18 protein-coding genes are annotated in these 19804 nt (G+C 67.3%); 9 read left to right on the top strand and 9 right to left on the bottom strand.

Going from position 1 to position 19804, the window contains the following annotated elements; genetic code table 11:
* The first annotated feature begins 43 nt into the window (after positions 1-43).
* Positions 44-976: a LysR family transcriptional regulator gene (locus JFC09_RS02960; protein WP_198392461.1), complete on the top strand. Its 933-nt coding sequence runs from the start codon at positions 44-46 to the stop codon at positions 974-976.
* A gap of 54 nt (positions 977-1030) precedes the next feature.
* Here the strand turns inward: JFC09_RS02960 and JFC09_RS02965 are convergent, their stop codons facing one another.
* From JFC09_RS02965 to JFC09_RS03005, 9 genes are all read right to left on the bottom strand, one after another.
* Entirely contained in the window at positions 1031-2653 is a 1623-nt protein-coding gene (locus JFC09_RS02965) for a tripartite tricarboxylate transporter permease (protein ID WP_198392462.1), read from the bottom strand.
* A 50-nt stretch (positions 2654-2703) separates the two neighbouring features.
* Entirely contained in the window at positions 2704-3222 is a 519-nt protein-coding gene (locus tag JFC09_RS02970; protein ID WP_198392463.1) for a tripartite tricarboxylate transporter TctB family protein, read from the bottom strand.
* A gap of 45 nt (positions 3223-3267) precedes the next feature.
* The gene (locus JFC09_RS02975) at positions 3268-4245 is read right to left on the bottom strand and encodes a Bug family tripartite tricarboxylate transporter substrate binding protein (RefSeq protein ID WP_198392464.1); all 978 of its coding nucleotides are present in this window, start codon (positions 4243-4245) and stop codon (positions 3268-3270) included.
* A gap of 220 nt (positions 4246-4465) precedes the next feature.
* Positions 4466-5338 (bottom strand): LysR family transcriptional regulator, encoded by an 873-nt coding sequence (locus tag JFC09_RS02980; RefSeq protein ID WP_198392465.1) that lies wholly within the window; start codon positions 5336-5338, stop codon positions 4466-4468.
* 109 nt (positions 5339-5447) lie between these two features.
* The gene (locus JFC09_RS02985) at positions 5448-6986 is read right to left on the bottom strand and encodes a tripartite tricarboxylate transporter permease (protein ID WP_198392466.1); all 1539 of its coding nucleotides are present in this window, start codon (positions 6984-6986) and stop codon (positions 5448-5450) included.
* Positions 6987-7030: 44 nt separating this feature from the next.
* On the bottom strand, positions 7031-7564 hold the full coding sequence (locus JFC09_RS02990; protein WP_198392467.1) for a tripartite tricarboxylate transporter TctB family protein: 534 nt from the start codon (positions 7562-7564) through the stop codon (positions 7031-7033).
* 18 nt (positions 7565-7582) lie between these two features.
* Positions 7583-8590 (bottom strand): Bug family tripartite tricarboxylate transporter substrate binding protein, encoded by a 1008-nt coding sequence (locus JFC09_RS02995; RefSeq protein ID WP_198392468.1) that lies wholly within the window; start codon positions 8588-8590, stop codon positions 7583-7585.
* 243 nt (positions 8591-8833) lie between these two features.
* Positions 8834-9523 (bottom strand): FadR/GntR family transcriptional regulator, encoded by a 690-nt coding sequence (locus tag JFC09_RS03000; RefSeq protein ID WP_198392469.1) that lies wholly within the window; start codon positions 9521-9523, stop codon positions 8834-8836.
* 32 nt (positions 9524-9555) lie between these two features.
* The gene (locus JFC09_RS03005; protein ID WP_198392470.1) at positions 9556-10557 is read right to left on the bottom strand and encodes a LacI family DNA-binding transcriptional regulator; all 1002 of its coding nucleotides are present in this window, start codon (positions 10555-10557) and stop codon (positions 9556-9558) included.
* Positions 10558-10700: 143 nt separating this feature from the next.
* Here JFC09_RS03005 and JFC09_RS03010 point away from each other — a divergent pair, with 143 nt between their 5' ends.
* The 8 genes from JFC09_RS03010 (at position 10701) to JFC09_RS03045 (ending at position 19795) form a co-directional block, all read left to right on the top strand.
* On the top strand, positions 10701-11972 hold the full coding sequence (locus JFC09_RS03010; RefSeq protein ID WP_198392471.1) for a Gfo/Idh/MocA family protein: 1272 nt from the start codon (positions 10701-10703) through the stop codon (positions 11970-11972).
* Entirely contained in the window at positions 11969-13273 is a 1305-nt protein-coding gene (locus tag JFC09_RS03015) for a dihydrodipicolinate synthase family protein (RefSeq protein WP_198392472.1), read from the top strand. Before JFC09_RS03010 ends, JFC09_RS03015 begins: the two co-directional genes overlap by 4 nt.
* Entirely contained in the window at positions 13273-14169 is an 897-nt protein-coding gene (locus tag JFC09_RS03020; RefSeq protein WP_198392473.1) for a sugar phosphate isomerase/epimerase family protein, read from the top strand. Before JFC09_RS03015 ends, JFC09_RS03020 begins: the two co-directional genes overlap by 1 nt.
* A gap of 202 nt (positions 14170-14371) precedes the next feature.
* A complete protein-coding gene (locus tag JFC09_RS03025; RefSeq protein ID WP_198392474.1) occupies positions 14372-15325 on the top strand; it encodes a carbohydrate ABC transporter permease in 954 nt (317 codons plus the stop codon).
* On the top strand, positions 15318-16259 hold the full coding sequence (locus JFC09_RS03030) for a carbohydrate ABC transporter permease (RefSeq protein WP_198392475.1): 942 nt from the start codon (positions 15318-15320) through the stop codon (positions 16257-16259). The genes JFC09_RS03025 and JFC09_RS03030 overlap by 8 nt, the downstream gene beginning before the upstream one ends.
* Before the next feature lie 67 nt (positions 16260-16326).
* A complete protein-coding gene (locus JFC09_RS03035) occupies positions 16327-17802 on the top strand; it encodes a Gfo/Idh/MocA family protein (RefSeq protein WP_198392476.1) in 1476 nt (491 codons plus the stop codon).
* Entirely contained in the window at positions 17799-18716 is a 918-nt protein-coding gene (locus tag JFC09_RS03040) for an NAD-dependent epimerase/dehydratase family protein (RefSeq protein WP_198392477.1), read from the top strand. Before JFC09_RS03035 ends, JFC09_RS03040 begins: the two co-directional genes overlap by 4 nt.
* A complete protein-coding gene (locus JFC09_RS03045; RefSeq protein ID WP_198392478.1) occupies positions 18713-19795 on the top strand; it encodes a mandelate racemase/muconate lactonizing enzyme family protein in 1083 nt (360 codons plus the stop codon). Before JFC09_RS03040 ends, JFC09_RS03045 begins: the two co-directional genes overlap by 4 nt.
* Positions 19796-19804: the final 9 nt, after the last annotated feature.

The raw sequence follows: 19804 nt of genomic DNA on the forward strand, positions 1-19804 counted from the left end.
CCTGGACGCGGAATGCGCGACGACGAGGAAGGGAAGGTGTTCGGTGGGTCTTTCGACGGATCAGATCGAATGCTTCATCGCGGTCGCGGAAGAGGGCAACGTGGGGCGGGCGGCACGCAGGCTCTCGATGACACAGCCTCCGCTCAGCCGGAAGATCCAGAGGCTCGAACGTGAGCTGGGGGTGAGCCTGTTCCGACGGGACGCCACCGGGATGAGCCTGACCCCGGCCGGCACTCAGTTCCTCGACGACGCCTACAGGATCACGTCGCTCGTGTCCGCGTCGTTCGACCGGGTCCGCATGGAAGGTCAGGACGTGTATGGGACCGTGGGGGTCGGATTCACCGCGATCTCCACCTACAACATCCTCCCGAAGCTGTTGAAGCTCACGTCGGCCTACCTGCCGAACGTCACCGTGAAGATCTCCGAACGGCTGTCCCCCGTGCAGGTGGAGATGGTGAGCCGCGGACGCCTGGACGTCGGATTCATCCGCCCACAGGAGCTTCCGTCGAATGTGTGCCACAGGGTGGTCGACAGCACACCGCTCGTCGCGCTGGTCCCTGAACGCAGCGCACTCGCGAAGCAGGCTGCGCCGCTGACCCCGGACGACCTCGCCACGCTGCCACTCATCCGCTACGAGCACGACGGCTCTCCGTACCTGGCACGTATGCACGATGAGATCTTCGCTTCTCACGCCGATGCGGGTTCGATCGAAGTGTCGCAAGTGCTGTCCGGCGCCGCTGTCGTCGCAGAGGGGATCGGGGCGATGATCGCGCCGGCGGCCGTCGCGAAGCTGGCCCTGCCGGGGTTGGCGGTTCGTGCCGTCGCGTTGCCGACCTCTGATGTCGAGGTCCCGACCTGGGCCGTGTATTCGCAGGACGCACGGTCTCCGTTGGCTGAGCGGCTGCTGGGATACTTCGACGAGCTCACCACTCACCTCCTGCGTGAGAACAATCGGATTCTGCGGTCCTTGGACTGAACGCCGCTGCGTCTCGACCGGGGCCCCGCGTGGACGGGCGAGACGCGGCGATTCTCACTCAGGGCGTGACGGAGGTTTCTGCCCCGTTCCGGTGGACTCCTCGCCCCCGCTGCCGTGTGACCCCTCGGCGCTTTCGGGGGCGGCGGACTGCGCGGCGCTGACCGGCGGTGCCACGGCGATGGCGGGCGGCAGGCCCTTCCCCGGGCGGCGGAAGGACGCAACCAAGGACAGGACGACGAACAGCGTCACGGTCAACAGGATTCCGAGCGCGACGGGGCGGTCGAAGAAGATCGAGAGGCTGCCGTCGGACAGGGTCATGGTCCGACGGAACTCCACTTCCATGATCGGTCCCAGGACGAAGGCGAGAATGAAGGGCGCCATGTCGAATTGGAGCTTCTTCAGCAGGTAGCCGATGATGCCGAAGACGATGCAGACGACCACGTCGAACATCGAGCTGTTCACCGCGTAGACGCCGAGGAAAGCGACCGTCACGATGATGGGGTTGAGGATCGACGCGGGGATCTTGAGGATCAGGACGAAGACCCTGATGAGCGGGAGGTTCAACAGGAGCAGCAGCGCATTGCCTATGTACATCGAGGCGATGACGCCGAAGAACACCTCGGGGTGCGTGTTGATGAGCTGCGGGCCGGGTGTCACATTCTGCATGAGCAGGGCACCGAACAGCAGGGCCATCACCGCGTTCGGCGGAACACCCAGAGTGAGGAGCGGGATGAAAGCCGAATTCGACGACGCGTTGTCCGCCGTCTCCGTCGCGGCGAGCCCCTCCAATGCGCCCTTACCGAACTTTTCGGGGTGCTTCGAGATCCTCTTCTCCACCCCGTAGGACAGGACGGACGATATCGCCCCGCCGCCGCCCGGAAGGATTCCGACGAAGAACCCCAAGACGGACGCACGGAGGATCGCCCACCGGGTCTGCAGCCATTCGGCACGATTGGGGAGGATCCGTCGGATCGGTTGCGCAGTGGTCGTGGCGGCCCTCTTCTTCTCCATCGTGTAGAAGATCTCCCCCAGACCGAACAGTCCGACCGCGACCGGCACGATGTCGATGCCGGCGGAGAGATCGACACTGCCGAACGTGAGACGAGGGGTGCCCGCCATCGGATCGGTGCCGATCGCGGCGACCAGCAGACCGAGGCCCGCGAGCGACATCGATTTGAGTCGGGACCCCGACCCCACGAACCCGATCATGATGATGCCGAAGAGTGTGAGGGCGAACAGCTCGGGGGCGCCCACTTTCGCCGCGTACTTCGCGAGCAGCGGGGCGAGGAAGGTGAGGCCGATGATCGCGATCGTCCCGCCGATGAAGGATCCGATGGCGGTGATCCCCAGTGCCACACCGGCCTTGCCCTGGCGCGCGAGGGGATAGCCGTCGAGGGTCGTGATGACGGACGAGGCATCGCCGGGGAGCCGGAGGAGGATGGAAGGTACACGGCCGCCGTACATGCTCCCGTAGTAGATGCCGGCCAGCATGATGATGGCTGTGGCGGGTTCCAGGCTGAAGGTCAGCGGCAGCAGGATCGCGATTGCTGCGGTGGCGCCCAGGCCGGGCAGCAGACCGATGACCGTCCCGATCAGCACACCGAGGGTGACGTAGATCAGGTTCATCGGACTGAACGCGACGGCGAAACCGTCGCCGAGGTTGGTCAGCAGCTCCATACGGGATCGTCCAGTTCTTGCTCGTCAGGCGCAGGGCGGGCCTGGGGCGGTCAGAAGGGGAGGGTGAAAGCGGGGAGGCGGACGCTGAGCATGACACCGAAGAGGACGTACGCGATGAAACTCGTCGCGATCGCCACGATGCCCGATCGCAGCCACGACTCCCGGGAGAGCACCTTCATCATGAAGGTGATGAGGAGAACCGACGGGAGGATGAATCCCACGTAGTCGAAGAGGAACGGAAAGAGCAGGAACGCGACGAGCAGGGCCACAGCGCGCCCGACCTCCGGCAGATGGAACCTCTCCTCCTCCTTGTGGGGGAGGAGGGCGGACACGAGCGCCATCGATCCCGTGATCGTCGCGATCGCGATGGGCCATAGGCCGGGCCCGGGGCGTGATATCGACCCGAAGTCCAAGCGCGATCCGACCACCACGAACGCGATACTGATGCCGACCAACAGGAGGGGCCCCAGGCGGTGCGTGTGCTTGTCGTACCATCTGGTCTCGCGGTCTGCGCCGTCGTCGATGTCATCGGTCGGCGTCCTGTCGAGTGCGGGGTCTTGTGCATTCATGTCGACGAGTCGATTCGTCTGCGGACCATGACGCTGCCGCTGGCCTCAGCCATCGATCCGTTCGATTCCGAGATCCTCGAACGCCGTGACGAGGCGCTCCCGCTCCTCCGGAATGAATTCCTCGATGAACGCGGCGCCCTCGTACTCCGGTTCGAGGAGGTAGTTCTCCTCCATGAACTGCTGGTACGCGTCGCTTTCGTACGCTTCCTTCAGCAGCGGCTCGAGCTGGGCGACGACGTCGTCCGGTGTATCCGCCGGGATGGAGATCATGTTGCGCGAGAGGTACCCGGCTCCGTCGGGATACCCCGCTTCGACCAGTGACACGAGATCGGGGAACGCGGGGTGACGTTCCTCCGTGTTGATGGCGAGGCCGGTGACATCCCCGGACTCCAACTGCGGAACCGCGATGTTCATGTCGATGATCCCGACGTCCACCTGCCCCGATGTGACGGCCTGCAGCGAATCAGTCGCCGAGTCGTAGGGGACGGGTTCCGCGTCGAGACCCATGTCGTCCAGCACGGTGCCGAGCGAGAGGTGGGTGACGTGCCCCTGCGCCAGGATCGTGTAGGTGATCCGTTCGGAGACCTGTTCCAGGTCTTCGAGGGACTGTATGTCGCTGTCCTTGTGAGAGACGATGATGTGTGGCTGGTCGTAGAGTGGGCCGACGCTGCGGAAGTCTTCCGGTGTATAGCTCACCTCCTGCACCAGCGGAACACTGGCGAATGCAGAGTTGGGGGTGATGACCATGTTGTACCCGTCTGCGGGGGCTCTCATCGCTTCGGTGATCCCCACGGCGGCCCCGCCGCCGGGGCGGTTGACCACGACCACCTGCTGTCCGGAGATCGACTCGAGTTCTGCGGCGAGCAGCCGACCTGCGGTGTCGTTGGACCCACCCGGGTTGTACGGAACGATGAGTTCGAAGCGGTCGGAGGGGAACTCCGCATCCCCCGCGTCGCATGCAGCGACACTGGTCAATGCCAGAACTGCTCCGATAGAGGCCATCATGCGTGTGCGCAGCTTCATTGTTGCTCCTTGGTCAGAGGCCGAGGATTCTCTCGTGCCACGCATCGCTTTCAGCTGGGACGTTTCCACATCGAATCGGCCCGGGTTGATGCGCGATGCAGTGCTTCGATGCACTTGGTGACCAGTTCTACCACCGGCGGTATGCATGAAATGGACCGACTTGGTATTGAGGTATACGCATCATGCATCACCGGTGTCGATCGGCCGGTCCGCGTCTGCCTCAGGACATCACGTCGAGGAGCGAGCGGACCGCGGGATTCCTGCTGCCCGGCCGCCAGAGCGCGTGGAGCTCGACGACGTCCTCATCGAAGTCGCGGAAGGTCAGGTACTCAACTCCCGGTACCCTGGTGCGCTGAGCCGATTCCGGGACGAACGCGATTCCGTGCCCGCCTGCGACGAGGCTGATCATCGTCATGATCTGGCCCAGTGTGTACCGCATCTGTTCAGGGGCGATATCGAAGTTCCCGACGATGATGTCGTAGAAGTAGCGAGCTTTGGACGCAGAGTGCATGATGATCGCCTGATCGCGGATATCGGCCTTGGTGAGGGCAGAACCGCGCCGTGCCATCTCCGAATCCGCTGGGACGGCCAGCATGAGGCGCTCCTTCAGGAGCAGCCGCGACTCCAGGTTCGGGAGAGGCGTGTGCAGTCGTCCGATCGCCATGTCGATGCGCTCTTCGTCGAGAGCCTGCAGCTGCTCTGCAGTGACCATCTCCACCAGATCGATATCGAGTCCGGGCAGCTCGCGTTTGACCGTGCTGAGCAGACCGCTGAGGGGCCCGAACCCCGCAGCGGCGGTGAACCCCAGGCGGACGAGCCCGAGCTGGCCTGAGGCGACCCGTCGGGCACCTTCCGGCGCACGACCGGCGAGCCCCAGCAGTTTGCGGGATTCGGCGAGGAACAGCTGTCCGGCAGCGGTGAGCTCCACGCCGCGACCGCGCCGATCCAGAAGCTCGGCCCCCACATGACGCTCCAGCTTCTGGATCTGGCGGCTGAGCGGCGGCTGCGTCATGTTGAGCTCTGCAGCCGCCCGTCCGAAGTGGAGATGCTCAGCCACTGCGACGAAGCAGCGCACCTGATCCAACGTGAACATGACCCACACTCCAATGCTCTGAGAGCATCAAGCTAACAGATCGGTGAGTCTCCCGGGGATCGCATCAGGCGTGGTCACGTCCGCACTCGGGCCCGCCTCCTCGCCTGGTTCAGCGCTTCTCGGCCGGTTCGTGGTCGTTGCTCGGATCCATGAGAGCGACCACCGGGCTCTTCTTCCGGAGGATCAGCTTGAGCGCCAGCGGCGCGAGGAGCACCAGTGCGAAGAGGATCAGGATCGTCACGGCGATCGGGTGATTCGTCACCTGGGTGACATCGCCCTGGAACATCATGAGCGAGCGGCGGAAGCTGTCTTCGAGCAAGGAGCCGAGAACGAAGGCGAGCACCAGGGGCGCCGGGTCGAAGCCCATCTTCTTCATGAGGTAACCGATCACGCCGAACGCCACGACGACCAGGACCTCGAAGAAGCGGTTGTTGATGGTGTACGCGCCGATGCAGACGATCATGAGGGTGATCGGGGCGAGGATGGTCGGAGGGACGTCGAGGATCTTCACGAACAGGCCGATCAGCGGTATCGACAGCACGATGAGGATGATGTTCCCCAGATACATCGAGTTGATGACGCCCCAGAACAGGCCGGGATCTTCACTGACGAGCTGGGGTCCCGGGGTGATCCCCTGGATCATGAGCGCTCCGAACATCACGGCCATCGTGGCGTTGGCGGGGATGCCCAGGGTGAGCAGAGGGATGAAGGAGGACGTGGCTGCCGCGTTGTTGCCCGTCTCCGGGCCGGCGACACCTTCGATCGCGCCCTTGCCGAAGCGGCTGGGGTCCTTCGCCAACCGCTTCTCTGTGCCGTAGGAGACCATCGCGGACACCGTGGCACCGCCGCCGGGGAGGAGCCCCAGGAAGAATCCGATGAAACCGCCGCGGATCATCGGAGCCGCGGACTGCTTGAGGTCCGCCCGCGTGGGAAGGACCTTGTCCACCTTGATGCGAGGAGGCAGGGGCTGGTGGCGTCGTTCCAGGGCGTAGAGGATCTCTGTGAGGCCGAAGACGCCCATGGCGATCGGGACGAACTGCAGCCCGTCGGCGAGCTCGAGGCTGCCCGCGGTGTAGCGCATCTCCCCGGTGAACCCGTCGCGGCCGATGACTGCCAGCAGCAGGCCGATCGTGGCCGCGATGAATGCCTTGACTCGCGCGCCGTTGGAGATCGTGGCGACGAGCAGGATGCCGAGCAGTGCGAGCGCCGCGTATTCGGGCGGCCCGAACCTCAGGGCCCATCCCGAAACGATGGGAGCGACGAACGTGAGAGCGACGATCGAGATCGTGCCGCCCAGGAAGGAGGCGATGGCGCCGATGCCCAGGGCTTTTCCGGCCTGTCCCTTCTTGCCCATGGGGTAGCCCTCGATCGCGGTGATCGCGGAGCTCGTCTCACCCGGAATGTTCAGCAGGACGGCGGTCACGGTCCCTCCGTAGATGCCGCCGTAGAAGATCCCCGCGAGCATGATGATCGCGGCGACAGGCTCCATGCCGTAGGTCAGCGGCAGGAGGATCGCGATGGTGGCCGCCTGGCCGAGCCCCGGCAGCACGCCGATGACCATGCCGACCAGGACGCCGATCAGACAGAAGAGGAGGTTCATCGGTTCGAGGACAACCGAGAAGCCCTCGATGACGGGGGCGAAATCCATGGGAGGTCAGTGCCTTTCTCAGGTGCGTGGATCGATCGTCGCGATCAGAAGAGGTGGGGGATCGAGATGCGCAGTCCGGTCACGAACACGAGGTACAGCGCGATCACCGTGACGACTGCGATGATGATCGACTTCAGCAGCTTCTCCCGGCCCAGCACCTTCATCCAGAAGATCATGAGGAGCACGGCCGGGATCTCGAACCCGATGAGGGGCATGAGCTGCACCGCGGCGACGATGCTGATGGCTCCGACTCCCACGGCGGCCGCGTGACGGCTGATCTTCTCCGCGTCCGTGTAGGTCTTCGCGCGGACTGCGAGAGTGCTGCCGAAGACGATCAGGAGTGCGGAGAGGATCGCGGGCCATGTGCCGGCCCGTGGTTGTGTGAGGTTCCCGAAGCCCAGTTCGAGGGCCACTGCGAGTGAGCCGACGCCGAGCAGGGCCACTGCGACTCCGCTCACCAGGTTGGCGACGGTGCCCGCAGGCTCCGCCTGCAGGTCGGTCGAGCCGGCGGGGCTCTCTTCCTCGTGCACCGGACTGCTCGTCACGGTCTCCTCGTGCTCGGTCTGCGTGTCGTCCACGACGTTCTCCTCCGGGTGTCAGTTCTGGGCGCCGCCGAGGTCGATGTCGTTCTCCTCGACGAGTGCGGCGTAGCGTTCGGCGAGGTCGGTCCACTGCTCGCGGACCTCGTCACCGGAGATCTCCGCGGGCGTGAGGAAGTTGTCCTCGTTGAACTGCTTGTAGGAGTCGGTCTGCGTGATCTCCTCGACGCCGTCGCGGAGGGACGACAGGACCTCGTCGTCTGCGCCGGCGGGCATCGCCAGTGCACGGTACTGCGAGACGGGGACGTCGTAGCCCTCCTCCACTGCCGTGGGGACGTCGGGCAGGTAGTCGAGCCGCTCCTCCGAGAACACCACGATCGGTTTGATGGCGCCCGCGTCGATCTGCGGCATCGCTTCGCCCAGCTGGAGCGTGGCGACCTCGACCTGACCGCCCATCACGGCTGTGAGGGCTGGTGCGCCGCTGTCGAACGGCACCTCGTTGCCGTCGACGTCCGCCTCCTCCATCAGGAGCAGCTGTGCGAGCTGGCTGGCAGTGCCCACTCCGGTGGTCCCGTAGGAGACCGATTCGTCCGACTCGACCATGTCGTCGACGGTGTCGATGTCGCTGTCCGCGTTGGCGACCATGATGTAGTCGTCCTGCGACAGGCCCATGACGATGTCGAGGTCGTCGAGGTCCACCGTCTCCTCTTCGGACGCGGTGAGTGAGGTGATGGTGATGAGGGAGGCGTTGAGGAGGACCAGGTCGTAGCCGTTGGCTGCGCGTCCGGCCACGTCCTTGGTGGCGATGGCGCCGTTGGCTCCCGGTTGGTTCTCCACGGTCATGGACACGCCGAACGCGTCCTGGGACCCGTCGGCCACGGCGCGAGCGATGAGGTCGGTGCTGCCGCCGGCCGCCTGTCCGACGGTCAAGGTGATGTTCTGCGAGGGGAAGTCACCGCCTCCTCCTCCGCCGGTGACGTTTCCGCACGCGGACAGTGCGAGTCCGACCGCGGCGGCGGTGGAGATGAGCATCAGTGGGCGGCGAGCGCGGGTGTTCCGGAACATGGTGCCTCCTTGCAGGTAACTTCCGAACCGCGGACACAGGGTGAGTGGTGTCACGGTTGTGAGATTCCTCCTGAGCTTAATGAGAGGCATCAATACCTGTCCAAGCCATTATGCGTATCGAAGAATGCACGGAAGGCATCAGTAATCGTACGACCGATCGCGGAGCGCGAGGCGGGCTCGTGGCTGTCGCTGCCGAGGCGGCAGGCGAAACCGCTCGGTTGACGAGGGGCGGAGGAGTGCGGCTCAGGCCCTGTGTGTCCGTGCCAGGGAGTTGGAGAGGTGGGCGCGCATGCACGCGGCTGCGGCGAGGGGGTCTCCCGCGGCGATCGCGCGGAGCACGCTGGAGTGCTCCGCCTCGACTTCCGCAATGTGGTCCGAGGGGCCGCCCGCCGGGTGTGCCGCCAGACGGTGCGCAGGCATGACGATCATCGACGGTCCGAGCTCTGCCAGGGCGTGCGCGATGTGTGCGTTGCCGCTCGCCGCGGCCACCGCTCTGTGGAAGGCGAAGTCCGCCTCCAGTGCGGCGGCGGGGACGTGGGCCGCCGCCGTGAAATCGGTGAGCGCCTGCCGCATGTCGTCCAGCGCGGAAGAGGAGCACCGTGCCGCCGCGAGGGCGGCCGCCTCGGACTCCAGCGCGATGCGGAACTCCAGGAGCTGCGTCCGCTGCTCTGCCGTGTCCGTGGGGAACGCGGGTCGCTGTGCGTCCGCGTGGTGGCCCGGGGGCGTGAGGGCGAAGCTGCCGCTGCCGCGCTGCGTGCGCACGAGTCCTTCCGCCCGCAGTCGTCCGATCGCTTCCCGCACCACGGTGCGGCTCACCCCGAACCGTTCGATGAGCATGCCCTCGCTGGGCAGTCGGTCACCGGGCCGGAGCGTGCCGGACGCGATCTCCGCGCGCAGTGCCGACGCGACCTGTGTGGTGAGGCTGGTGGACATGGCTCTGATTGTGACAGGCGGGGCGGCCCGCGTCAGGCGCTCTCACGGCGGACGAGCTCTCCCGCGACCGATTCGACCCGTGGTTCGTCGTCCGCGAGCACGATCCGCGCAGCGGCGGCACCCACGTCCTCCAACGGGAAGCGGATCGTCGTGAGGCCGGGGGCGAAGTCCCTGAGGTTCGGGATGTCGTCGAACCCCGCCACGCGCAGATCGTCCGGCACGCGCAGTCCTGCGTGCCGGAGCGCAGCGATCGCGCCCAGTGCCATGACGTCGTTCGCCGCGACGAGAGTCGTTCCCGCGAGGTCTTCCGCTGAGGTCCGGGACAGCAGGTCGCGGACCGATTCATAGCCGCCTTCGCTGGTGAAGGCGTGCTCCATCTCGAGTTCCGGCTCGAGGCCCGCTTCCGCGAGGGCGCTGCGGAAGCCCGCACGGCGTTCGAGGGACGTCACGAGGTCGTCGGGTCCACCCAGGAACGCGAAGCGTGTCTGTCCGTCCTCGACGAGTGCGCGGACCAGCTGATGGCCTGCACCGCGGTTGTCGATCGTGACGGCCCGCGCTCCGTCCAGCCAGTCCTGGCCGATCGTGACGACCCGACCGCCGTTGCGCTGGTAGCGCTCGAGCTCCGACAGGAGGCGCGGGTCGATCTCCGTGCGTCGTGATCCCGCCATGATGATGGCGGCCGTCCGGTGGGACGCGAACGCGCTCACTGCGTCCAGCTGATCTCCGCCGTTCGTGGCCGCGAGGAGGAGCTGGTGCCGGTCCTCCCGTGCCCGGTGCTGCACGCCCTTCGCGATGGAGGAGAAGTACGGGTCGGAGATGTCGTGGACCACCAGGCCGATGAGACCCGTGGTGGACCGCGCGAGGGCCTGCGCCTGCGCGTTCGCGACATAGCCCAACGTTTCGGCGGCCTCGCGGACTCTCTCCGCGATCGCCGGGGCGGGCTTCCGTGCGGAGTCGTTGAGGACCCTCGACGCGGTGGCGAGGGAGACCCCCGCCGCCGCAGCCACCTGTGACAGCGTCACCGCTCTGGACATGACGACACCTCCGTTCTGCACATTCTGGACCCATTCGAGCACTTTGGAAAACGCTTGCCGGTATCCCTTGACACCCCGAGTGCACGGACTTAGATTGGAAAGCGCTTTCCAACTTACATGACTCACACGATGGAGTGGATCAGATGGCTGACACACGGGTGCTCCGCATCGCAATGAATGGGATCACCGGGCGCATGGGCTACCGCCAGCACCTGCTGCGGTCGATCCTGCCGATCCGGGCTCAGGGCGGGATCGTCCTGGACGACGGCACGCGGCTCACGGTCGAGCCCGTCCTCGTCGGCAGGAACGCCGCGAAGCTCGAGGCGATCGCGCTGGAGCACGGGGTCGAGGAGTGGACGACGGACCTCGACGGGGTCCTGGAGGACCCGTCGATCGACATCGTCTTCGACGCGTCCATGACCAGCCTGCGAGCCGCGACGCTGGCGAAGGCCATGCGCGCCGGCAAACACGTGTTCACGGAGAAGCCCACGGCAGAGACACTCACGGAAGCGCTCGAACTCGCCCGCATCCGCCAGGAGGTCGGTGTCACCGCCGGGGTCGTCCACGACAAGCTGTACCTGCCTGGACTCGTGAAGCTCCGCAGGTTGGTGGACGAAGGGTTCTTCGGCCGCATCCTGTCGCTGCGGGGCGAGTTCGGCTACTGGGTCTTCGAGGGTGAGCACCAGTCGGCGCAGCGTCCGTCCTGGAACTACCGTGCGGAGGACGGCGGCGGGATGACCACTGACATGTACTGCCATTGGAACTACGTGCTCGAGGGAATCGTGGGGCCCGTCCGCTCCGTCGCGTCCCGGTCCGTCACGCACATCCCCACCAGGTGGGACGAGGCGGGGCGCGAGTACGAGGCGACTGCGGACGACGCGGCGTACGGAGTCTTCGAGCTGGAGACCCCGGCAGGCGATCCGGTGATCGCCCAGATCAACTCCTCGTGGGCCGTGCGGGTCCACCGTGACGAGCTGGTCGAGTTCCAGGTGGACGGCACGCACGGCTCCGCGGTCGCGGGACTCACCCGCTGCGTTGCTCAACACCGCTCCCACACACCGAAGCCGGTGTGGAACCCGGATCTCCCCGTCACCGAATCCTTCCGGGACCAGTGGTCGGAGGTTCCTGCGAACGAAGAGATCGACAACGGGTTCAAACTGCAGTGGGAGGAGTTCCTCCGCGATGTCGCCGCCGGCCGCGATCACCGCTTCGGTCTGCTGTCCGCGGCACGCGGAGTGCAGCTCGCCGAACTCGGTCTGCTGTCGTCGGCCGAGCGCCGCACGGTCGACGTGCCGGAGCTCGCCGTCCACGCCGCGGCCCACGACGATCATGTGGTGGCTCCGGACGCGGGTGACGCCGGTGCGACGGGCGTCGGTGACCGCGCTGCTGGTGCGGTCGCGGAGGTGGCCCGATGACGGCGATCGTCCTTCCCGCCCCGGACGGCGGCTCGTACGAGCGGACGTTGGGCGCACCGGGGGAGTGGACACTCCCCGCAGCTCCCCTCGAGTCGCGACGCGCGTATGCCGCCGCGCACGTCGTTCCTCGCGCCCTGGCGGACAACGCACCGGGGGCCCCTGCGGACCTCGATTGGGACGCGACGCTCGCGTTCCGACACGACGTCTGGTCGTACGGGCTGGGCGTCGCGGACGCGATGGACACGGCGCAGCGGGGGATGGGCCTCGACTGGGCCGCCACCCAGCACCTCATCCGCAGGTCCACCGCCGAGGCCGCCGCAGCGCTCGCGGCCGGCGCACCTGCGCTGCGCGGCAGGTCGGTCCGCGACCTCATCGCCTGCGGGGCCGGCACCGATCAGCTCGACCCCGCCACCGTGTCGCCGGGGAGCGAGGGGCTCGAGGCGGTGCTCGCCGCGTACCGCGAGCAGCTCGAGGTCGTCGAATCCGCGGGCGCGAAGGCGATCATCATGGCGTCGCGGGCGCTCGTGCGCGCCGCGTCGAGTCCCGACGACTACCTGCGGGTGTACGCCACGCTCCTCGGCGAGGTGCGAGAACCGGTCGTCCTCCACTGGCTGGGGCCGATGTTCGATCCGGCTCTCACCGGTTACTGGGGCAGTGAGTCCGTGGGGGCCGCGACGAAGACGTTCCTCGATCTCATCCTGGCGCACGCGGACAGGATCGACGGAGTGAAGGTCTCGCTTCTGGACGCCCAGCACGAAGAGGGGCTCCGGGCCGCACTCCCGCCGGGGGTGCGCCTCTACACGGGAGACGACTTCAACTATCCCGGCCTCATCCACGGCGACGGAACCCGGCATTCGGACGCGCTGCTGGGAATCTTCGCGGCGATCTACCCGGCGGCGTCGACGGCCCTGCAGGCGTACGACGCGGGACGGCCCGACGACGGTCTGCGCATCCTCGCGTCCACGGAGTCCCTGGGGCGGCACGTGTTCGAGCAGCCCACCTTCCACTACAAGACCGGCATCGCGTTCCTGTCGTGGCTCAACGGCCACCAGCCGGGCTTCCAGCTGGTGGGGGGTCTGCACGCCGGGAGGTCGGTGCCGCACCTGGTCCGCCTCTTCGAGCTCGCGGACGACGCGGGACTCCTGCGGGACCCCGCCCTGGCTGCGGCGCGCATGCGGTCCCACCTGGAGGCCGCAGGCTTCGTCTCAGCGCGCACGGGTGTGCCCACGCGCACGACCGTCGCGTCGTTCCCGCAGGCCGACACCGCACAGAAGTCCCCTCTGCCGGAAGGAGCGCTGTGATGAGCGACTTCGAGCTGTCCCTCAACACCGGCACCGTTCGGGACCTCTCCCTCCGCGAGGCCGTCGACGCGGCGGCCCGCGCGGGGCTCACGTCGATCGGCGTGTGGCGTGACCGTGTCGCGGAGGCAGGACTCGACGAGGCCGCGCGCATGCTGTCGGACGCCGGGCTCACGGTGTCCAGCCTGTGCCGCGGCGGCTTCCTCACGGCGGCGGACCCCGACGGCGTCCGCGCCGCACTCGACGACAACATCGCCGCGATCCGCGAGGCGGCCGCACTCGGCACCGACCGCCTCATCATGGTGGTGGGCGGTCTGCCCGCGGGGGCGAGCTTCGTCGGTGGGAGCGGCCTCGGCGACGACAAGGATCTGCAGGCGGCCCGCGACCGGGTCGCGGACCGGCTCGCGGAGCTCGTGCCCACGGCCCTCGAGTACGGCGTCACCCTGGTCCTCGAACCCCTGCACCCGATGTATGCGGCGGATCGCGCAGTGCTGTCCACGCTGGAGCAGGCGCTCGACCTCGCCGCGCCGCACCCGCCTCGTGCGGTAGGGGTCGTCGTCGACACCTTCCACGTGTGGTGGGACCCGGCTCTCGAGGTGCAGATCGCCCGCGCCGGGTCGGAAGGACGGCTTGCCGCGTACCAGGTGTGCGACTTCAACCTCCCGATCGCCGCCGACGCCCTGCTGTCACGGGGGATGATGGGCGACGGGATGATCGACTTCGGTCCGATCAGCAGATCGGTCGCCGCCGCCGGGTACAGGGGGCCTGTCGAAGTCGAGATCTTCAACCAGGAGATCTTCGACCAGGACCCCGCTCTCACGGTGTCGGTCATGAAGGAGCGCTACCGGCGGCTCGTCCTCCCGTCGCTCACGGAGGTCGCGCACATGCCTGCCGTGTAGCGCCCGTGCACCGGGGGCTGCGAGGCCGCAGACGCCCGGAAGGAGTGGTTGACGTCACTCCTGCCGACCGATACTGTCGAATCCACACCTCGGGAAAACGCTTTCCCGCTCCGTTGATGGGAGAACCGATGACAAAGAAGTCCATCGCACATCACGTGCCGGACGCCTCAGCGCCGCACGTGATCACCCTGAGGTGGCACTCATGAGTGTCATCCAGGAACTCGCGACGAACAAGCTCCCGGAGGGGCAGGCGCCGAAGCGCGGCCGGCGCCGCACGGCCGCGGAATCGCGCGACAACCGTGCCGCCGCCATCTTCCTCTCGCCGTGGATCCTCGGGCTCTTCGGCATCACCCTCGGCCCGATGGCGATGTCGCTGTACCTCGCATTCACGGACTACAACCTCATGCGGGCACCGGAATGGGTCGGATTCGACAACTTCGCGCGGATGATGTCCGACGACCGACTCCACAACTCGCTCGTCGTCACCTTCACCTACGTGCTCGTGGGAGTGCCCCTCCAGTTGGCGCTCGCTCTGGCGATTGCGATGGTGCTCGACCGCGGGATGCGCGGTCTCGCGTTCTACAGGTCCGTCTTCTACCTGCCGTCACTCCTCGGCTCGTCCGTCGCCATCGCGATCCTGTGGAAGCAGATCTTCGGGTCGACGGGCCTGGTGAACCAGCTGCTCGAGATCATCGGGATCCAGGGGATCGGGTGGATCTCCGACCCGCGCACCGCGCTCGGGAGCATCATCCTCCTGCACGTGTGGACTTTCGGCGCACCGATGATCATCTTCCTCGCCGGTCTGCGACAGATCCCGGCGATGTACTACGAAGCCGCATCGATCGACGGCGCCGGGAAGATCTCGCAGTTCTTCCGGATCACCCTGCCGCTGCTCAGCCCGATCATCTTCTTCAACCTCGTGCTGCAGATCATCCAGGCGTTCCAGTCGTTCACGCAGGCGTTCATCGTCTCCGGTGGTCGCGGCGGTCCGTCGGACTCCACGATGTTCTTCACGCTGTACCTCTACCAGACCGGATTCGGCCGGTTCGACATGGGATACGCAGCCGCGATGGCGTGGCTGCTGCTCGTGATCATCGGCGCGTTCACCGCCATCAACTTCCTGGCCTCCAAGTATTGGGTGTTCTACGATGACTGACTCGACCCTCGCCCGCGACACACCGCCGCCCGCCTCAGCAGCGCCATCGCGGGTCCCACCAGCCGAAGATCCGCCCCCGGCGGCGGAGGAGCATCGCAGCGACGCGAAGCGGGTCGTACGCTCGATCCTCAAGCACGTCGCCCTCATCGTCGTCGGCGGGATCATGATCTATCCCCTCCTGTGGATGGTCGCGAGCTCTCTTCGACCCAACGACATCATCTTCCGGGAGCCGGGCGTTCTTCTGGAGACCCTCGAGACGAGCAACTACTCGGACGGTTGGAACGCACTGTCCAACCCGTTCGGGGTGTACCTGTTCAACTCCGCGGTCGTCGTGCTCGGGTGCATCATCGGAAACCTGGTGGCCTGCTCGATGGCTGCGTACGCTTTCGCCCGGCTGGACTTCCGGTTCAAGAAGACGGCGTTCGCGCTCATGCTGCTGACGATCATGCTGCCGTTCCACGTCGTCATCGTGCCGCAGTACATCATGTTCTCCCAGATCGGTTGGGTGAACACGTTCTGGCCGCTCATCGTGCCGAAGCTCCTCGCGACGGACGCGTTCTTCATCTTCCTCATGGTGCAGTTCATCCGGGGGATCCCCACGGACATGGATGAGGCGGCACGGATCGACGGGGCGGGCCACGCACGGATCTTCGGGCAGATCATCCTCCCGATGATGGTCCCCGCCCTCGCGACGACGACGATCTTCACGTTCATCTGGACGTGGAACGACTTCTTCAGCGCCCTCATCTACCTGACAGATCCCGACATGTTCACGGTCCCGGTGGCGCTGCGGGCCTTCGTGGACGCAACCGGTGAGTCCTCGTGGGGTTCGCTGTTCGCCATGTCGATCGTCTCTCTGCTCCCCGTCTTCATCGCCTTCCTCGTGGGACAGAAGTTCCTCGTCAAGGGCATCGCGACGACCGGCATCAAGTGAGTCCGCGTCCCACCGGCTCGCTCCCCGGACCATCCGCTCGACCCTCCGACCGACAGGAGTCCTCCTCATGACCGCCGAACCGACCCCGGAACACGCTCCGACTGCTCTCACGTCCACGGACGGCTCTCCCCTGCGCTACCTCGTCGTGGGGGCGGGGAACCGGTGCGAGATGTACCTCCGGTCGCTGCTCGAGGAGCACGCGGACGTCGCGGTCCTCGTGGGGATCGGGGACACGAACCCCGGTCGGGCGGAGTACTTCCGCGCCTTCGCCGCGGAGCGCTCCGCCGGTTCCGTCATAGTCTTCGACCCGACGGATCTCGAGGCGGTCGTCCGGGCCGAGCGTGTGGACAGGGTCATCGTCACGACACCCGACCACACCCACGCGCAGCTCATCTGCCGGGCGCTGCGGGCGGGGGCGGACGTCGTCGTCGAGAAGCCTCTCACCGTGGACGACGCCGGCACACGCGCGATCGCGCACGCCGTGGAGGAGACGGGCCGCACCGTCGTCGTGACGTTCAACTACCGGTACTCGCCCCGCAACACGGCGCTCAAGGAGGTCGTGCAGTCCGGTCGGATCGGACGGGTGACGTCGATCGACTTCACGTGGATGCTGGACACCGTGCACGGTGCGGACTACTTCCGCCGGTGGCATCGGCTCAAGGAGAATTCCGGCGGGCTGCTCGTCCACAAGTCCTCCCACCACTTCGATCTCGTCAACTGGTGGCTCTCCGACAGCCCCGAGCGCGTGTACGCCTCCGGTGGTCTCCGGTTCTACGGTCCGGACAACGCCGCCGCTGACGGGCGCGTCCGCCACGGACGTGCAGTCGGATCGCAGGACCCGTTCGCGCTCGATCTCCGGACGGACGACCGGCTCACCCGTCTCTACCTCGACAACGAGAAGCACGACGGCTACCGGCGGAACCAGGACGTGTTCGAAGGGGAGATCACCATCGAGGACAACCTCGCTCTGGTGGTCGACTACGCGCAGGGAGCCACACTCAGCTACTCGCTCAATGCGCACTGTCCCTGGGAGGGGTACCGGGTCGCGGTCAACGGGACGCGCGGTCGCGCGGAGCTCGACGTCGTCGAACGCGCCGCGGTGCTGCCTGCCAGCGGAGGGTCACCGGTCGATCCGTCCGTCACTGCAGGACCGGACCACGACGGGGCGCGGCACCGTGGGGACCGACTCGTCGTCCAGGAGCACTGGGGTGCTGCGGAGGAGATCACGATCCACACCGGTGAGGGGAGCCACGGCGGTGGCGACCGACTGCTCCTGGCCGACGTCTTCCGCGGTCCGCACGACGACCCGTTCGGCAGGCCCTCCGACTACCGGGACGGGATCGCCGCGGTCGCCGTCGGCATCGCCGGGAACCGGTCCCTGGAGACCGGATCCCCCGTGCGCGTGCGTGAGCTCGACCTCGGTCCCGTCCTGAGCCGGACGGTCGGGTCCCGACCCGCGTCCGAGGCCGGATCGGGTCCCGACGCGAGGCCGACGTCCGATGCGGTCGCCGGATCGTCTGAGAGCGCGGAGGTCCCGGCGTGACAGTCGTGCTCGTCACCGGCGGATCCGGGAGACTGGGACGCAGCGTCGTCGCGGGCTTCGCGGACGCAGGGCTCTCCGTCACCAGCGCGGACACGACGCTGCCCGACGCTCAGGATCCGCGGGTCGCGTACCGCACCGCGGATCTCACCGACCCCGCGGCGGCCGCCGCGCTGGTCCGTGCTGCCGCGCCCGACGTCGTCGTGGGCCTCGCCGCGATCGCGGTGCCCTTCAGCGCACCGGAGCCCGTCATCCTGTCGGTCAACGCGCTCATCGCCCACAACACCGCCGCTGCCGCAGTGGAAGCCGGCGTCGGCCGGATCGTGTTGGCCAGCAGCCCGACGGTCGTGGGCTACGGTGCACCCGCAGGGTGGCTGCCGGACTCGCTGCCGCTCACGGAGTCGACGCCGACGCGACCCTGGCACGCGTACGGGCTGTCGAAGCTCGTCGCGGAGCAGACTGCGCGCATGTTCGCAGCCGCGTACGGCGCGACGACGCGGTTCGCGTCGTTCCGGCCGTGCTTCGTCATCGCACCGGAGGAATGGTCGGGCGCACCCACGCAGCAGGGGCACACGGTCCGGGAGAGGCTCGCCGATCCTGCTCTCGCCGCGCCGTCCCTCTTCAACTACGTCGATGCGCGGGACGTCACAGACTTCCTCCTGCGGCTCCTCGACCGCATGCACGTCATCTCAAACGGCGACACCTTCTTCGTGGGTGCCGCCGACGCGCTGGCGCGGAAACCGCTCGCGGAGCTCCTGCCGTCGTTCCTGCCGGGGTCCGGAGCCCTCGCGTCGGTGCTCACGGGCACGGAGCCCGCCTTCAGCATCGAGAAGGCCCGGCACGAACTCGGGTGGAACCCTACTCGCGGGTGGAGGGACCAGCTGATCGACACGGGGGACCCGGAGGTCGCACGATGACCATCACACGACTGTCGACCCGGCTGCTCACCGGACGGCTCGGACGCTCCTGGGGGGCCGGTGTCCCTCACAATCACGTCGTGGTCGTCACCGTGGAGACGGACCGGGGCGACCGGGGCACCGGTTTCTCCTGGACGCCGACGATCGGTGCGCGTGCGGTGCAGGCGCTGCTCGAGAACGACATCGCAGATTTCGTGCGGGGACGGGACGAAGCGCCCGAACCGCTCTGGGACGCCCTGCGGAACCACCTCCACGAAGCGGGCCCCGGACTGGCGACCATCGCACAGGCCGGCCTCGACCTCGCACTGTGGGATCTGCGGGCGAGGCGCAGTGGCGCTTCCCTCGCGACCCACCTGGGTCCCCGCCGCGACGACGTCGCCGTCTACGGGTCCGGCGTCAACCTGCACTACCCGCTCGACGAACTCGTGGAACAGGTGCGCGGCTGGGTGGCAGCCGGATTCGACTCCGTCAAGGTCAAGGTGGGGCGACCCGACCTCGCCGAGGACGTCGAGAGGATCTCCGCTGTTCGTGACGTGCTGGGTCCCGGTCGGGGACTCATGATCGACGCGAACCAGCGGTGGGATCTGCCGACCGCGCGGCGTGCGATCGCGTCTCTGGAGCGCTTCGACCTCACGTGGGTCGAGGAGCCGTTGTGCGCGGACGACCTCGCGGGTCATCGCAGTCTGCGTGCGCACACCGACGTGCCCGTCGCACTGGGGGAGAACCTCCACACGGTGCACCGCTTCCACGAGTTCATCGCGGCGGACGCCGTCGACGTCGTGCAGCCGAACATCGTCCGGGTGGGTGGACTCACCCCGTTCCGCCGGATCGTCGAATCGGCCCGTGTGCGCAGCGTGGGGGTCGCCCCCCACCTCCTGCACGAACTGTCCGGGCAGGTGGCACTCACCCTCGCGGAGCCCACCGCCGTCGAAGTGGTCGACGGCGGTCAGTTCGCGACGATGGGACTGCTCGCGGAGCCGTCCCCGGTCACCGTCGACGGCGGACGTCTCAGGGGAACCGGTGCGCCCGGGCTGGGCCTCACCTTCGCAGACGAGTCGCCGACCGTCACAGACGGATGAGCGGGCTGC

Source organism: Brevibacterium yomogidense, assembly GCF_016107685.1.
In the GTDB taxonomy this organism is placed as follows: Bacteria; Actinomycetota; Actinomycetes; order Actinomycetales; family Brevibacteriaceae; genus Brevibacterium; species Brevibacterium yomogidense.

Excerpts from the sequence above, each read along its gene's own strand:
- JFC09_RS02965 (WP_198392462.1), bottom strand. The coding sequence starts at position 2,653 with ATGGAGCTGCTGACCAACCTCGGCGACGGTTTCGCCGTCGCGTTCAGT.
- JFC09_RS02970 (WP_198392463.1), bottom strand. The coding sequence starts at position 3,222 with ATGAATGCACAAGACCCCGCACTCGACAGGACGCCGACCGATGACATC.
- JFC09_RS02975 (WP_198392464.1), bottom strand. The coding sequence starts at position 4,245 with ATGAAGCTGCGCACACGCATGATGGCCTCTATCGGAGCAGTTCTGGCA.
- JFC09_RS02980 (WP_198392465.1), bottom strand. The coding sequence starts at position 5,338 with ATGTTCACGTTGGATCAGGTGCGCTGCTTCGTCGCAGTGGCTGAGCAT.
- JFC09_RS02985 (WP_198392466.1), bottom strand. The coding sequence starts at position 6,986 with ATGGATTTCGCCCCCGTCATCGAGGGCTTCTCGGTTGTCCTCGAACCG.
- JFC09_RS02995 (WP_198392468.1), bottom strand. The coding sequence starts at position 8,590 with ATGTTCCGGAACACCCGCGCTCGCCGCCCACTGATGCTCATCTCCACC.
- JFC09_RS03000 (WP_198392469.1), bottom strand. The coding sequence starts at position 9,523 with ATGTCCACCAGCCTCACCACACAGGTCGCGTCGGCACTGCGCGCGGAG.
- JFC09_RS03005 (WP_198392470.1), bottom strand. The coding sequence starts at position 10,557 with ATGTCCAGAGCGGTGACGCTGTCACAGGTGGCTGCGGCGGCGGGGGTC.
- JFC09_RS03010 (WP_198392471.1), top strand. The coding sequence starts at position 10,701 with ATGGCTGACACACGGGTGCTCCGCATCGCAATGAATGGGATCACCGGG.
- JFC09_RS03015 (WP_198392472.1), top strand. The coding sequence starts at position 11,969 with ATGACGGCGATCGTCCTTCCCGCCCCGGACGGCGGCTCGTACGAGCGG.
- JFC09_RS03020 (WP_198392473.1), top strand. The coding sequence starts at position 13,273 with ATGAGCGACTTCGAGCTGTCCCTCAACACCGGCACCGTTCGGGACCTC.
- JFC09_RS03025 (WP_198392474.1), top strand. The coding sequence starts at position 14,372 with ATGAGTGTCATCCAGGAACTCGCGACGAACAAGCTCCCGGAGGGGCAG.
- JFC09_RS03030 (WP_198392475.1), top strand. The coding sequence starts at position 15,318 with ATGACTGACTCGACCCTCGCCCGCGACACACCGCCGCCCGCCTCAGCA.
- JFC09_RS03035 (WP_198392476.1), top strand. The coding sequence starts at position 16,327 with ATGACCGCCGAACCGACCCCGGAACACGCTCCGACTGCTCTCACGTCC.
- JFC09_RS03045 (WP_198392478.1), top strand. The coding sequence starts at position 18,713 with ATGACCATCACACGACTGTCGACCCGGCTGCTCACCGGACGGCTCGGA.